Annotated in this window: 13 protein-coding genes; 7 read left to right on the top strand and 6 right to left on the bottom strand. The window is 55.6% G+C overall.

Translation table 11 applies throughout. The features are described 5' to 3' along the window. The first annotated feature begins 472 nt into the window (after window positions 1-472). Window positions 473-1693 carry a bifunctional alpha/beta hydrolase/OsmC family protein gene (locus ACR0CW_RS05595; RefSeq protein WP_480787091.1) on the top strand — a complete coding sequence of 407 codons (1221 nt, stop codon included), beginning with the start codon at window positions 473-475 and terminating at the stop codon, window positions 1691-1693. 39 nt (window positions 1694-1732) lie between these two features. Here ACR0CW_RS05595 and ACR0CW_RS05590 read toward each other — a convergent pair whose 3' ends face one another. The 5 genes from ACR0CW_RS05590 to ACR0CW_RS05570 all read right to left on the bottom strand — a co-directional run bounded on the left by ACR0CW_RS05590 (window position 1733) and on the right by ACR0CW_RS05570 (window position 4206). Next, complete coding sequence (locus tag ACR0CW_RS05590; RefSeq protein WP_480740171.1) at window positions 1733-2083, bottom strand: hypothetical protein; 351 nt, start codon at window positions 2081-2083, stop codon at window positions 1733-1735. A 10-nt stretch (window positions 2084-2093) separates the two neighbouring features. Continuing rightward, the gene (locus ACR0CW_RS05585) at window positions 2094-2633 is read right to left on the bottom strand and encodes a hypothetical protein (RefSeq protein WP_480787090.1); all 540 of its coding nucleotides are present in this window, start codon (window positions 2631-2633) and stop codon (window positions 2094-2096) included. A gap of 159 nt (window positions 2634-2792) precedes the next feature. Next, window positions 2793-3380, bottom strand: a complete 588-nt coding sequence (locus tag ACR0CW_RS05580; RefSeq protein WP_480740168.1) for a biotin transporter BioY — start codon at window positions 3378-3380, stop codon at window positions 2793-2795. A gap of 68 nt (window positions 3381-3448) precedes the next feature. Then, window positions 3449-3877 (bottom strand): DUF6314 family protein, encoded by a 429-nt coding sequence (locus ACR0CW_RS05575; RefSeq protein ID WP_480787089.1) that lies wholly within the window; start codon window positions 3875-3877, stop codon window positions 3449-3451. Continuing rightward, complete coding sequence (locus tag ACR0CW_RS05570; RefSeq protein ID WP_480787088.1) at window positions 3874-4206, bottom strand: hypothetical protein; 333 nt, start codon at window positions 4204-4206, stop codon at window positions 3874-3876. The genes ACR0CW_RS05575 and ACR0CW_RS05570 overlap by 4 nt, the downstream gene beginning before the upstream one ends. Before the next feature lie 89 nt (window positions 4207-4295). Between ACR0CW_RS05570 and purB the strand changes: the two genes are divergently transcribed. The 4 genes from purB to ACR0CW_RS05550 all read left to right on the top strand — a co-directional run bounded on the left by purB (window position 4296) and on the right by ACR0CW_RS05550 (window position 8737). Continuing rightward, a complete protein-coding gene (gene purB / locus ACR0CW_RS05565; protein WP_480787087.1) occupies window positions 4296-5600 on the top strand; it encodes an adenylosuccinate lyase in 1305 nt (434 codons plus the stop codon). 381 nt (window positions 5601-5981) lie between these two features. After that, window positions 5982-6524, top strand: a complete 543-nt coding sequence (locus ACR0CW_RS05560) for a tetratricopeptide repeat protein (protein ID WP_480787086.1) — start codon at window positions 5982-5984, stop codon at window positions 6522-6524. Window positions 6525-6592: 68 nt separating this feature from the next. Beyond that, complete coding sequence (locus ACR0CW_RS05555) at window positions 6593-7696, top strand: flagellar motor switch protein FliG (protein ID WP_480787085.1); 1104 nt, start codon at window positions 6593-6595, stop codon at window positions 7694-7696. A gap of 117 nt (window positions 7697-7813) precedes the next feature. Then, window positions 7814-8737 (top strand): lysophospholipid acyltransferase family protein, encoded by a 924-nt coding sequence (locus ACR0CW_RS05550; protein ID WP_480787084.1) that lies wholly within the window; start codon window positions 7814-7816, stop codon window positions 8735-8737. Here the strand turns inward: ACR0CW_RS05550 and ACR0CW_RS05545 are convergent, their stop codons facing one another. Next, a complete protein-coding gene (locus tag ACR0CW_RS05545; protein WP_480787083.1) occupies window positions 8738-9439 on the bottom strand; it encodes a DUF1223 domain-containing protein in 702 nt (233 codons plus the stop codon). Between the two features lie 226 nt (window positions 9440-9665). Here ACR0CW_RS05545 and acnA point away from each other — a divergent pair, with 226 nt between their 5' ends. Beyond that, window positions 9666-12356, top strand: a complete 2691-nt coding sequence (gene acnA / locus ACR0CW_RS05540; RefSeq protein ID WP_480787082.1) for an aconitate hydratase AcnA — start codon at window positions 9666-9668, stop codon at window positions 12354-12356. A 137-nt stretch (window positions 12357-12493) separates the two neighbouring features. Continuing rightward, window positions 12494-13195, top strand: a complete 702-nt coding sequence (locus ACR0CW_RS05535; RefSeq protein ID WP_480787081.1) for an SDR family NAD(P)-dependent oxidoreductase — start codon at window positions 12494-12496, stop codon at window positions 13193-13195. Window positions 13196-13283 lie beyond the last annotated feature (88 nt).

Here is a 13283-nt window from a genome sequence, read left to right as displayed (position 1 = left end):
CTTTGTCCAATGTGAGCGCATAACGTTACCATGCCAGTCCTCTATCGGGGGCTGGTAACTTGAGTTGGCTGCTCCGAAGGTTGGTGAGTACTGACCAAGCGCAAATCCGATCGCGCCGCTCAAAACAAGAGCAATCAGTAAACCCGGTTGTATCGGAAAATCGTGTGCACGGGGATTAGCATGTGCCATCTGTCTCTCCTTGCTCAAGGTGTCGGTACAATCGCAATGTGAGTGTTGATGGGACTTAATTAAATCGAATATTTGTTTGCTTTTACTTCACAGATACTGATGGGGTGCGCACAACTGCCAAACCGACATCAGATTGCCGACAGCACTACGACCTCACCCTGCATCGCCTATCAAGTTCTACTTCCGGATACTCACCTTCACGTGACGCTTCTGACATAAGGGTTGTGACCCTTCCTGGATGTACACACTATTAGGCAAATCCCAACAACTCCGAGGAGCAGCTATGCCAACGGAACGCATTACTTTTGCCGGTCATGACGGCAGTCAGTTGGCCGCGCGCCTGGATCTGCCGGATGGTCCGGTTTTGGCAACGGCGCTATTTGCGCATTGCTTTACCTGTTCCAAAGATATCCCGGCAGCACGGCGTATTTCTGCACGACTGGCTGCGATGGGTATTGCCGTTTTGCGCTTTGATTTCACCGGGCTGGGCCATTCGGGGGGCGAGTTTGCGAATACGACCTTCACTTCGAACGTAGAAGACCTGATCGCGGCATCGCATTATCTGGCCGGGCGCAATATGGCCCCTGCTCTGCTGATTGGTCACTCGCTGGGTGGTGCAGCAGTCCTGCGCGCACGTGCCGGCATTCCGTCCGTCAAGGCGGTCGTCACCTTGGGTGCGCCAGCTGACCCGGGCCACGTCTCTCATCATTTCGAAACCGCCCTGCCACAGATCGCAGCAGAAGGCAGCGCTGAAGTCACGCTGGGTGGACGACCATTCCGGATCGGCAAAGCCTTCGTCGATGATATATCGGAGTCTGCGCTGACTCCTGCAATCGCAGAGCTGAAAGCGGCGCTGCTTATCCTGCATGCACCGCGTGATGAAACCGTAAGCATTGACAATGCCAGCACGATTTTTCTGGCCGCAAAACATCCAAAGAGTTTTGTCACACTCGACGATGCGGATCATCTGATCACACGGGCTGCGGATGCGGATTATGCCGCAGATGTCATTGCGGCGTGGGTCTCTCGCTACGTCAACCTCAGGCCACCTGCCCCACCTCCGGGCGCACCCGAAGGGGTTGTGCGCGTAACCGAGGCGGATCCATCCGGGTTCATGCAGGATATTCAGTCCGGACCGCGCCACCACGCAGTGGCAGACGAACCCACCTCCTATGGCGGCACAGACCGGGGAATGTCACCCTATGGTTTCGTGTCATCAGGCCTTGGTGCGTGTACATCGATGACCATCCGTATGTATGCCCGACGCAAAAAATGGCCCCTCACCGGCGTCAGCGTCGATGTGTGCCATGACAAAGTCCATGCACAGGACGCTGGTCTGGCAAGCGAAGGCAAAGTGGATCAGTTCCGCCGCAAAATCAGGCTGGAAGGACCACTGGATCAGGCGCAACGGGACAAGCTGATGGAAATCGCAGATAAATGCCCGGTCCACCGAACTCTGGAAGGTTCGGCACGCATCACGACCGAACTCCTTCCCTCAACCTGAGTATTCCGCCTCCGATCTGGTCGGAGGCGGTATCTCGCCTCAACGGCGGGGGCCGGGTCTGTGTATGGGTGGCCGCGCTACAGGTGGGCGTGCAACCGGTGGCCGTGGCCGCGCGGGCGGTTTGGCAATGGGCGGCTGAGGCCGCACCGGTGGCTTGCCATCAGGCGGTCTCGGGCGATCGGGATTGATTGGTCGATCCGGCCTGACAGGACGATTGACGTCAACATTTACGTTTACGTCATGATAATAGTCATTCCAGAGCATCGAGTCATAGAACGGATCATAACCATATCCGACGCCAACCGAGACACCGTCACATCCGGAAATTGAAAAACCGGCCGCGCCCAGTCCCAACGCTAGCAAAGTACGCTTCATAAGCTTATGTGCCATCTGATCCTCCTTACTGGGCTGAACGGAAAGATCCGAAAATATCGTTCAGATCATTCACATAAGCTGGATCAGCACCATCACGCAGGACTGCGACTGCGACTGCGATGCGGTTTCCTGGCAAATCAATGACGGTCGCAGTAAAGTTAATACCTCGCCCGTCGCGACGACCAGTTCCCCGGACCACTTGCGCGGGAAGGCCACCGATAGTTGCTTTGCTACTTCCTGTTACCTGCGGATCCTTGACCAGAAACTTGTCGATGTCCTGCAGATATCGAATACCCCCCTCGATCGAACTCACACCGGTTGGCGACACGAACCCAATCCAGACATTATCATCTGTAACCGGGCGCATTCCCATGACACGGGCAACACCACGTGCATCGCCAACGGCAGAGTCTTCGATCTCTCGCGGTCCACCAACGCGAAGTGTCCAAAAATCGGGAACTTCGAATTGAAACAACGCCTTGCCACTATCTGTGTATGTGACGGGCGTGTCCGCCACCGTCGGAGTTGCCAGCCCCATCAAGGCCGCAATGCAAGGGGCAAGCATTAACCTCATATTAATACGCATATCTCAATAACCTGATCAGTTGTCCGCCATCAGACTGCACGTTGTCGACGACATTTGTCCAGTATGACATTGTTCAGAAAACAAAAAACCCGCGCCGAACCAAATCAGCGCGGGTCGGGTTTAGGATACGGTCACCAATCAGGTGCGCGCATCACCGATCAGTTTCCACAAGCTCGGGATCAGCAGAGCGGCCAGACCCAGCTTGATCGCGTCACCCAGCAGGAACGGTGTCAGACCCCATTCCAGGATCGGCTTATCCCAGCCGTAGAGTTGTCCGAGCCACAGCAGACCAGGCACGTAGATCACGACGTTTGCCAAAACCAGCGCCAAAGCCATTTTGCCGACCGAACGATCCCAGCCTCGCGACGCCAGAACGCCCAGTAAGACAGTGGCCAGAAGGTAACCCACCAGATAGCCTCCGGTGCCGCCCATCATGTAGGTCAGGCCGAATTTTTCAGCCGAGGAACCCGCAAAGACGTCAAAGCCCAGCGCACCGATCAAAAGATAACCGAGCATGGTAACAAGACCCAGACGCGCACCATATGCGGTCCCGATGGTGAGTACTGCAAAAGTACCCATCGTGATCGGAACAGGCCACATCGGCACTTTGATCTTTGCGGCGACCGCCAGTGCGACAATACCCAGAACAACCAGGACGACTTGCTTGATACGCAGCGCAGTTCCTTCGCGCGGGCCGATTGCATCGGCCAATACGTTCGAATTCATCATGTCTTCTCCCACTTCAGACAGAAATTCTGAAATAGGAATGCCTATTTAGAACAGCCACTGCAAGTTTATTTCGCTAGTGCAGCATATTCTGTCTTCATTTCGTAGGATTTTCGAGGGCCGGAAACTGTCCAGTGCGCAGTCCAGCGCGGCCACTTCGAAAAATCATACACAACGTCATAGCTGTCGGGTGGGCAATCATGATGGTCTGTCGTTTCAAATTCACCCAATTTCAGACGATGAAAAAACCTGCCGTCTTCGAACCGAATTTCAATCACGTCACCCGCGCCCTGCCAGAGGTATGTCCGCGTTCCCTTGATCGAGGGCTGGCCCGGTATCCGCAGAGTAACGGCCTCTTGGTAGGTTAGCCCGGTCTCAGAGATCGTTAGGCATGCGGTCCCGTCAGCCTGCAACACCTGATCTGCTTTGGCATCGTGTATCACGCGCGTTAACTGCCACTTACCTGCGAAATCAGTAATCTTGCGCGGTCCCGTCAATTCTCATGTGTCCCATCTGTGATATCGCCACTCTCACCGACAAAGCGGATTGTATCTCCGCTCTGCTGAACCGTGTAACATGCCCACAGATCCGAGGGCGGCCAAAGAGAGCAATACTGATCATCGCGCACGGCCCAATGACCTGCGCTTGGCCGGCCCGAAAAGTACTGGGTCAGCATCGTGTCATCGAATGTCTGCCAGGCCCCATTGGAATAAACCAGCTTTTGCCCGGTCAGTGCGGTCAGTATTTCATCGCCGGTAAGCTGCCGGAACTCATCTGCAGCCAGAACCCCGGGCCAGATCGCTAAAATCAGGGCAAACCGTCTCATATCAGCACTCGCGCCTTGTTCCCTCGCCTACTCAGGTTTAAACCCCGCGGCATCGCCTCCTGCCAAATCACAAAAAGGTGCAGCTGCCAATGATTCCACGTTATTCCCGCCCCGATATGGTTGCCATCTGGTCGCCCGAAACCAAGTTCCGCATCTGGTACGAAATCGAGGCGCACGCATGTGATGCAATGGCAGAACTGGGTGTAATCCCGCGCGAGAATGCCGACGCCGTCTGGAAAGCCAAGGACGTGGAATTTGACGTTGCTCGCATCGACGAGATCGAAGCGGTCACCAAGCACGACGTAATCGCATTCCTGACCCACCTGGCCGAGCATGTTGGCAGCGACGAGGCCCGTTTCGTGCATCAGGGTATGACATCTTCGGACGTGCTGGACACCTGCCTCAACGTCCAACTGACCCGCGCCGCTGATCTGCTGATCGCCGACCTCGAAGGTCTTCTGGCCGCTCTGAAGCGCCGCGCGATCGAGCACAAAGATACCGTCCGCATCGGTCGAAGCCACGGTATCCACGCCGAGCCTACCACCATGGGCCTGACCTTCGCGCGTTTCTACGCCGAAATGGACCGCAACCTGTCGCGCATGCGCGATGCCCGTGCCGAAATCGCAACCGGAGCGATCAGCGGTGCGGTCGGCACCTTCGCCAATATCGACCCGCGTGTCGAAGAACATGTCTGCGACCAGCTGGGCTTGGTCCCCGAACCAATCAGCACGCAGGTCATCCCGCGCGACCGTCACGCTGCATTCTTTGCCACGCTAGGCGTCATCGCCAGCAGCATAGAAAACATTGCCATCGAAATCCGCCACATGCAGCGGACTGAGGTGCTGGAGGGGGCGGAGTTCTTCTCGATGGGCCAAAAGGGCTCGTCGGCCATGCCGCATAAGAAAAACCCGGTCCTGACCGAGAACCTGACCGGCCTGGCTCGCATGGTGCGCGCTGCCGTGATCCCCGCGATGGAAAACGTGGCGCTCTGGCATGAGCGCGATATCTCGCATTCCTCGGTCGAACGGATGATCGGACCCGATGCCACGATCACGCTGGACTTTGCGCTCGCCCGTCTGACTGGGGTGATCGACAAGATGCTGATCTTCCCCGAGAACATGATCGAGAACATGAACAAGTTCCCCGGCCTGGTGATGAGCCAGCGGGTGCTGCTGGCCCTGACACAGGCTGGTGTCAGCCGCGAAGACGCCTATGCCATGGTTCAGCGAAACGCGTTGAAGGTTTGGGAACACCGCACCGATTTCAAAGAGGAACTGCTGGCTGACCCAGATGTCACCGCCGCGCTGAGTACTGAAGAAATCGAAGAAAAATTCGACCTCGGGTATCACACCAAGCATGTCGACACGATTTTCGCGCGCGTTTTCGGCGAGTAATCACGATATCTAATTCATCAGACAGGGGCCCGAAGCGCATTACGCGGTTCGGGCCCTCTTCTTTTGCCAGACAAGGCAAAATCGGCTATCCTGATCCCGCATTTTCCAGATCGGGAGAACCGCAATGATCCGAACCCTTCTGTGCTCAATAGCGCTTGTCTGTACTTCCTCGGCGGCCATGGCATGCAACGCGCATTCCAAGCAAACTCAATCCTGTGCACCGGGTACATATTGGGACAGCGAGAGCCAAAGCTGCGCGAAATCCGTCAACAGCTGAGATTTTTCTTTCCTACTTGTGAATAAAAGCGAAGCATCAATTGTTAGCTTTTTTACAGATCACACTATGCTTGTTGAGAGCAGTCTTTAGAACGGAGTAGGAATATGCGCCTTGTTTTAGCTTCAGCTATTGCGTTTCAAGCTTTTGCCTTTGCGCCAGCAGTTCACGCTGCGGGCGGAGATAGCAGCCCGCCAAAGCCCACCAGTACGACCAAGAAATGCCTGTTTGGTCGCGTCTATGACGAGGCGGCTGGGCGTTGCGTCAAACCGAACAAAACCAATTTCACCGACGACCAGCTTTATGATGCGGTTCGCGAATTAGCATATGATGGCCAATACGAACATGCTCAGGATGTTCTGCGTGTCATGAGCAATCAGAACGATGATCGCGTTCTAACATATTGGGGTTTCACATACCGCAAAATGGGAGAACTCGAGCTGGCGAACGTCTTCTATGAGAAAGCAATCGACACGAACCCGGACAACATTCTGGCCCGCAGCTATATGGGTCAGGGATTTGTTGCCGAAGGCAAAACTGATCTTGCGATCCAGCAGTGGCGCGAAATCAAAGCGCGTGGTGGCGAAGGCACATGGGCCGAGGCATCATTGCGCGAAGCGATCCGAACAGGGCTGACATACAGCTACTAAACTTCAGGGTTTCTTTACCCGACTCTCCGTAATCTGCCTGTGGAACAAAATATTGGCACCACAGGCAGATGCAGGACACAACCGCACTAATACAAATGGCTCCGGGCGCTTCTGCACCAGTTGCAGATAGTGAGGAAACCCAGACGAGGCTGATCCCGCGCGCGCTGAACGGCCGGGAAAAGGCAGCTGTCGTTGTTCGGCTTTTGCTGAACGAAGGGGCCGACCTCGCGCTTGAAGAACTCCCAGATGATTTGCAGGAAAGGCTGACCCACCAGTTAGGACGCATGGGACTGATTGATCGTGTGACGTTGGCTGCTGTTGCCGGGGAATTTGCAGATGCGCTGGACAGCGTCGGGCTGGCCTTCCCGCATGGCTTGGCTGGAGCATTGGATGCCGTCAACGGTAAGATCGCACCCGCTACGGCGGCCCGCCTTCGTAAGGTTGCAGGCGTCCGGCAAATTGGCGATCCGTGGCAGCGCCTGCGCGAAGTGCCGCCAGAAGACCTTGCCAGAATTGCTCAGGCAGAAAGTACCGAGGTCGCTGCCGTGATGTTGTCAAAACTGGACACCCCGAAGGCTGCGCAACTACTTGGTCATTTGCCCGGTCCTGTGGCGCGCAGGATCACCTATGCCGTTTCCAAGACAGCCAATGTGACTCCCGAAGCCGTGGAGCGGATTGGCTGGTCGCTGGCTGCCCAACTGGACCAACGCCCTACCCCCGCATTTCGGGAAGGACCGGATGAACGTGTAGGGGCTATTCTGAACCAATCCGCCGCCGCTACGCGCGACGGCTTGCTTACAGCGCTGGACAAAGAGGACGCGGATTTCGCCAATGCCGTGCGGCAATCGATCTTTACCTTTGCGCATATTGCCAACCGGATCATGCCGCGAGATGTCCCAGTGGTACTGCGAGGGATCGAGCAGCCGGTTCTGGTAACTGCCCTTGCAGGGGCCAGCGGCGAGGATGACAATGCCTCGGTCAATTTTTTGCTCTCAAACATGTCGACCCGAATGGCCGACAACCTTCGTGAGGAAATTACTGAGCGTGGGAAGGTCAAACAAACCGAAGCTGAAGAGGCGATGGCAAACATCGTCGGTGTGATCCGCGCGTTAACGGATGAGGGTGCGATAACTCTGATCGAGAGTGAAGACGAAACAGAAGACGGGAACTGAACCGCAGCTTGGCAAGCATAGCGTGTTCATTGTGTTCTGGAATTGCGAATACTTGTTAACGGCGGATCAGGGCTGTATGTCTGGCCGCCTAGAACGAAATTCTTGCGAGTCCCCTGAATGCCTGTCGAAAAGTCGGAACTAAGCCGATTTGAGCTTGGACAATACTATGTGACAAACCTGTGCCTTAAGGGGATCATCGGTGCCATGAGGCTGCTGCCCTATGAGCGCCGCATATCGGCGATGGGCGCAATCATGCGCACTTTGGCACCAGTGGTTGGGTTTCGCACGCGTGTTCGACGCAATCTCAAACTGACCTGCCCGGATTTACCCGAGGACGAGGTTAAACGTATTTGCAGGGCGGTTCCTGACAATGCCGGCCGGGCCATCATGGAACACTTTTCACCCGAAGGGTTCACGGATCGCCAGAGAAACGCAAAAATCTCGGGCCCAGGAATCGAAGCCTTTGACGCCGCAGTCGCCGACGGGCGTCCGGTCATGATGATCACGGCACATTTCGGTCACTACCTTGCTGCGCGTATCGCGCTGCAAGCACGCAGCCAGAAGCCGATTGGCTGTCTGTATCGCCGTATGGCAAACCCCTATTTCAACGATATGTACGTGGATGCATTCCACAAGACCGGAAAGCCCATGTTCGAACAAGGCCGCCGGGGTATGGTTGAAATGGTTCGCACGCTCAAAAGCGGTGGCATCATTGCAATCGTTTCGGATCTGCACGCACAAGGCGGCGAAGAGCTCACGTTCTTTGGCAAACCGGCTGTGACTTCGGTGCTGAACGCTGAACTTGCCATGAAATACAAGGCGGTTCTGATCCCTTGTTATGCCGTGCGCCAGCCCAACGGTATCGATTTTGAGATCATGCTGCATGATCCAGTGCCGCACACGGATCCCAAAACGATGACCCAGTTTACCAATGACGATCTAGAGACCATGGTGCGTCAGCATATGGGTCAGTGGTTCTGGATCCACCGCCGCTGGAAAGCGTGGAATGGCTTGGGCGTTCAGCCCGAAGATATGCCCTGATTACTTGGCCCGCGTGGCCGCTACGATTGGTCCATGCCCTGCCCTCTGTACCAGAACAACGGCGGGTAGATCCGATGACAGGGTTGCCGAAAACTGCTGTGGCGCTACCCCATCCCATTGCCCTGCCGTAAGCCAGGTCTCGACCACATTCGCATAATCAAGCTCATGCCCGGCCAACTCTCCGCGCCGGATCGAGGCGTGACGCATCGGGGAGTACTGCACCACCGTGATCTCATAAGTCTCGCCCGCAGGCAGTTCGACAGGCGTTACTTCCACAGTCACGTCATTGCCCGAGCGTACGGCTTTAACTGATGCTTCTGGTGCTGCCTTCAGATGTGCATTGATTATTCGGTCCAGCTCTCGCGATTTGGCACCGACCACATCATGCTGACCATTAATCACCATTTGTGGCGTATAAATCATCGTCCGCCCACCTTCGCGCGCATAGGCACGCTGCCGCACTGTATGGGCCGGGTCGGCATATTCGTCTTTCCAGCCAATGTAGTCCCAGTAGTCCACATGCAAGGCCAGTCCGATAACATCATCTCGCTCGGCCAGATCATGCATGATCTTGTCTGCCGGTGGACAAGATGAACACCCCTGTGACGTGAACAACTCGACCACGACCGGATCGCTTTCAGCAGCTACAGAAGCTGCAAAGAATATGGAAACAAGAGCTGTCGCGGCGGCGGATCTGAACATTTTATCGTCTCGGTACGTTTGGCTGCCTAACCGGTTTAAACGGTTAACACATCAACCTCCAATCAAGGTTTCTTGAAACGTTTTACATCAAAGTTCCGCCAAAATGTGTACAATAGTATACAAAAATGACGCATCTTGTTCGTAAGGCCTTGAACCGTGGCTAAACGTGATACAGATAGCCCTCAGCGAATCCCAAAATCTAAGTCATTTGAGAGGGAGGCCACAGATGCCCATCAAAGTTGGACAGGATACCGCCAAAACACGTCGCAGCCTGAGCGTGAACGGCAAGTCCATTTCCTATTATTCGATTCCCGCCGCTCAAGAAGCCGGTCTGGGCGATTTTTCAAAACTCCCTGCCGCATTGAAAGTTGTGCTGGAAAACATGTTGCGGTTCGAGGACGACGGTTTCTCTGTATCGGTTGATGATATCAAGGCCTTCGGTGAATGGGGTGCCAATGGTGGCAAGAACCCTCGCGAGATCGCATACCGCCCTGCCCGTGTGCTGATGCAGGACTTCACCGGTGTTCCTGCCGTGGTTGACCTTGCTGCGATGCGTGACGGGATTAAGGCGCTGGGTGGCGACGCACAAAAGATCAACCCACTGAACCCGGTGGATCTGGTCATCGACCATTCGGTTATGATCGACGAATTCGGCAACCCCCGCGCCTTCCAGATGAATGTGGACCGCGAATATGAGCGGAACATGGAGCGGTACCAGTTCCTGAAATGGGGCCAAAACGCGTTCAATAACTTCCGCGTTGTTCCCCCCGGCACAGGCATCTGCCACCAGGTAAACCTTGAGTATCTGGCACAAACCGTCTGGACCGACACTGACCAGAGCGGCGAAGAAGTTGCTTACCCTGACACGTTGGTTGGAACCGACAGCCACACCACCATGGTTAACGGCATGGCTGTTCTGGGCTGGGGTGTTGGCGGGATCGAAGCCGAAGCCGCAATGCTGGGCCAGCCGATTTCGATGCTGATCCCCGAAGTTGTGGGCTTTGAACTGACCGGTGCAATGGTCGAAGGCACTACTGGCACCGATCTGGTGCTGAAAGTGGTCGAGATGCTGCGCGAAAAGGGCGTGGTAGGCAAATTCGTCGAATTCTATGGCGAAGGTCTGGATCGACTGCCGCTGGCAGACCGTGCAACCATCGCAAACATGGCGCCGGAATACGGTGCGACCTGTGGCTTCTTCCCCATCGATGGTGAAACGCTGCGCTACATGCGCAACACGGGCCGCGATGAAGACCGTATTGCACTGGTTGAAGCTTACGCCAAAGAGAACGGTTTCTGGCGTGATGAGAGCTACGCTCCGATTTACACCGATACGCTGTCACTGGACATGGGTACCATCGTTCCCGCGATCTCGGGACCGAAACGCCCGCAGGACTATGTCGCGCTGACCGACGCAAAGGCTGCTTTCCACAAAGAAATGGAAGAAACCTTCAAGCGTCCCATGGGCAAAGAAGTCGCGGTTAAGGGTGAAGACTACACAATGGAATCGGGCAAGGTGGTCATCGCCTCGATCACATCCTGTACCAACACTTCGAACCCCTATGTCATGATCGGTGCCGGTCTGGTTGCGCGTAAGGCCGCCGCGTTGGGCCTGAACCGCAAACCTTGGGTCAAAACCTCTCTGGCACCGGGATCGCAGGTGGTTTCTGCCTATCTCGAGGCCGCTGGGCTTCAGGATGATCTGGACAAGATCGGCTTCAACCTGGTCGGTTATGGGTGCACCACCTGTATCGGAAACTCCGGCCCCATTCAGGCCGAACTGTCTGATGCGATTGCCGAGGGTGATCTGGTCGCTACCTCCGTTCTGTCGGGCAACCGGAACTTCGAAGGTCGTATCTCACCTGACGTTCGTGCCAACTATCTGGCGTCGCCGCCACTGGTTGTGGTTTATGCGCTGGCCGGTACGCTGGACATCGATCTGACCTCAGAGCCGATTGGCACCGACAAAGACGGCAACGACGTCTACATGAAGGACATCTGGCCGGATCAGAAAGAGATCGCAGATCTGGTTCAGCAGACCGTCACGCGTGAAGCGTTCCAGTCGAAATATGCTGACGTGTTCAAAGGTGATGAAAAGTGGCGCGAAGTCGAAGTTCCGCAGCAGGAAACTTATGACTGGCCCCCAACATCGACCTATATTCAGAATCCGCCCTATTTTCAGGGCATGGGGCCAGAGCCGGGCACGATTTCAAACATCGACAACGCCAAGGTTCTGCTGATCCTGGGTGATATGGTCACAACCGACCATATCTCACCAGCTGGTTCTTTTGCGTCCACCAGCCCGGCCGGAAAATACCTGTTGGATCGTCAGGTTCAGCCGCGCGAGTTCAACTCCTACGGTTCTCGTCGTGGTAACCATGAGGTCATGATGCGCGGCACCTTCGCGAACATCCGTATCAAGAACGAGATGCTGGATGGTGTAGAAGGTGGTTACACCAAGGGCCCGGATGGTGAGCAAACTTCGGTCTTTGATGCCTCAATGGCGCATCAGGAAAACGGTACTCCGCTAGTCGTCTTTGGCGGCGAACAGTACGGTGCAGGTTCCTCGCGCGACTGGGCAGCCAAGGGTACTGCTCTGCTTGGCGTCAAAGCTGTGATTGCCGAAAGCTTTGAGCGTATTCACCGCTCCAACCTGGTTGGCATGGGTGTCATCCCGTTCGAATTCACTGGCGGCGACACCCGGAAAACGCTTGGCCTCACAGGCGATGAGACGGTTTCGATTCACGGCCTCGATACGGTTGAGCCCCTGCAGGAAGTGCCCTGCACAATCGTTTATGGTGACGGATCCGAAAAGACCATCACGCTCAAGTGCCGTATCGATACAGCACCCGAGATCGAGTACATCGAGAACGGCGGTGTTCTGCAATATGTGCTGCGCAATCTTGCCAAGGCTGACTAAAAATAAACCTGTGATCAGACGTAAAGAGCGCCTTTTAAGGCGCTCTTTTCATTTGAATTAACTGCACCGACCACATCAATCTATTCGGATGTTGTCTTCGGGCACATTTCCGGATTTGGTGGCGGTAGGAGGATCGCATGGAAAAAGTAGCATTGGTTACCGGCGGTGCCCGAGGCATTGGCCGCGCAATCGTCGAAGACCTGGGCACGGATCACTCAGTCGCCTTTACCTGGCTTACATCCAAGCCTGCCGCAGCACTGTGCGCCGACACCAACCTCGCGATTCAATCTGACCTGAGAGAGCCCGATCAGGCATCTGAGGTCATCCGGCAGGTCATTGAGCATTATGGTCGGTTAGACGTAATCGTAAACAACGCCGGTCTTGTCAGGAGCACGCCCAAAGATCAGTTTGAGCGCGAAGATCACCGTGCAATTCTTGACCTCAACCTGCTTGCACCTGCCGCGTTGCTTTCTGCTGCCTTGCCCCATTTGAAACCGGGTGCAGCGATCGTGAACATATCATCGATGAACGCTACACTGCCCCCTCGGGATGCGGCGACCTATGGCGCAAGCAAAGCGGCCCTTAACCTCTGGACCCGTGCCATGGCAAAGGAACTGGGGCCAGAGGGCATCCGCGTAAACGCAGTGGCCCCGGGCGCGATCAACATCCCCGAAGCGCCGCGTTCAGATGAGCTGACTGCGATTTTTGTGAAAGACACCGCATTGGGGCGCGCAGGAACACCAGAAGATATCGCCAAAGCGGTTCGCTTTCTTGCGTCGGACAATGCGTCCTTCGTCACCGGTGAAGTACTGCCGGTAACCGGTGGATATCGGCTTTAGCAGCATCTGGTTACTGCCGAAACACCAGAAAGCAACGGTCGCTGAAGCTAAGTTGTGGCAACGACCCCAAAAACATTGCAATGTTTCT

The organism is Ruegeria sp. CH6 (assembly GCF_056537005.1).
This window is presented reverse-complemented; position numbering and strand designations above follow the sequence as displayed.

Coding starts and splice junctions, on each gene's coding strand:
- ACR0CW_RS05595 (WP_480787091.1), top strand. CDS start 473: ATGCCAACGGAACGCATTACTTTTGCCGGTCATGACGGCAGTCAGTTG.
- ACR0CW_RS05590 (WP_480740171.1), bottom strand. CDS start 2,083: ATGGCACATAAGCTTATGAAGCGTACTTTGCTAGCGTTGGGACTGGGC.
- ACR0CW_RS05585 (WP_480787090.1), bottom strand. CDS start 2,633: ATGCTTGCCCCTTGCATTGCGGCCTTGATGGGGCTGGCAACTCCGACG.
- ACR0CW_RS05580 (WP_480740168.1), bottom strand. CDS start 3,380: ATGAATTCGAACGTATTGGCCGATGCAATCGGCCCGCGCGAAGGAACT.
- ACR0CW_RS05570 (WP_480787088.1), bottom strand. CDS start 4,206: ATGAGACGGTTTGCCCTGATTTTAGCGATCTGGCCCGGGGTTCTGGCT.
- purB (WP_480787087.1), top strand. CDS start 4,296: ATGATTCCACGTTATTCCCGCCCCGATATGGTTGCCATCTGGTCGCCC.
- ACR0CW_RS05560 (WP_480787086.1), top strand. CDS start 5,982: ATGCGCCTTGTTTTAGCTTCAGCTATTGCGTTTCAAGCTTTTGCCTTT.
- ACR0CW_RS05555 (WP_480787085.1), top strand. CDS start 6,593: ATGCAGGACACAACCGCACTAATACAAATGGCTCCGGGCGCTTCTGCA.
- ACR0CW_RS05550 (WP_480787084.1), top strand. CDS start 7,814: ATGCCTGTCGAAAAGTCGGAACTAAGCCGATTTGAGCTTGGACAATAC.
- ACR0CW_RS05545 (WP_480787083.1), bottom strand. CDS start 9,439: ATGTTCAGATCCGCCGCCGCGACAGCTCTTGTTTCCATATTCTTTGCA.
- acnA (WP_480787082.1), top strand. CDS start 9,666: ATGCCCATCAAAGTTGGACAGGATACCGCCAAAACACGTCGCAGCCTG.
- ACR0CW_RS05535 (WP_480787081.1), top strand. CDS start 12,494: ATGGAAAAAGTAGCATTGGTTACCGGCGGTGCCCGAGGCATTGGCCGC.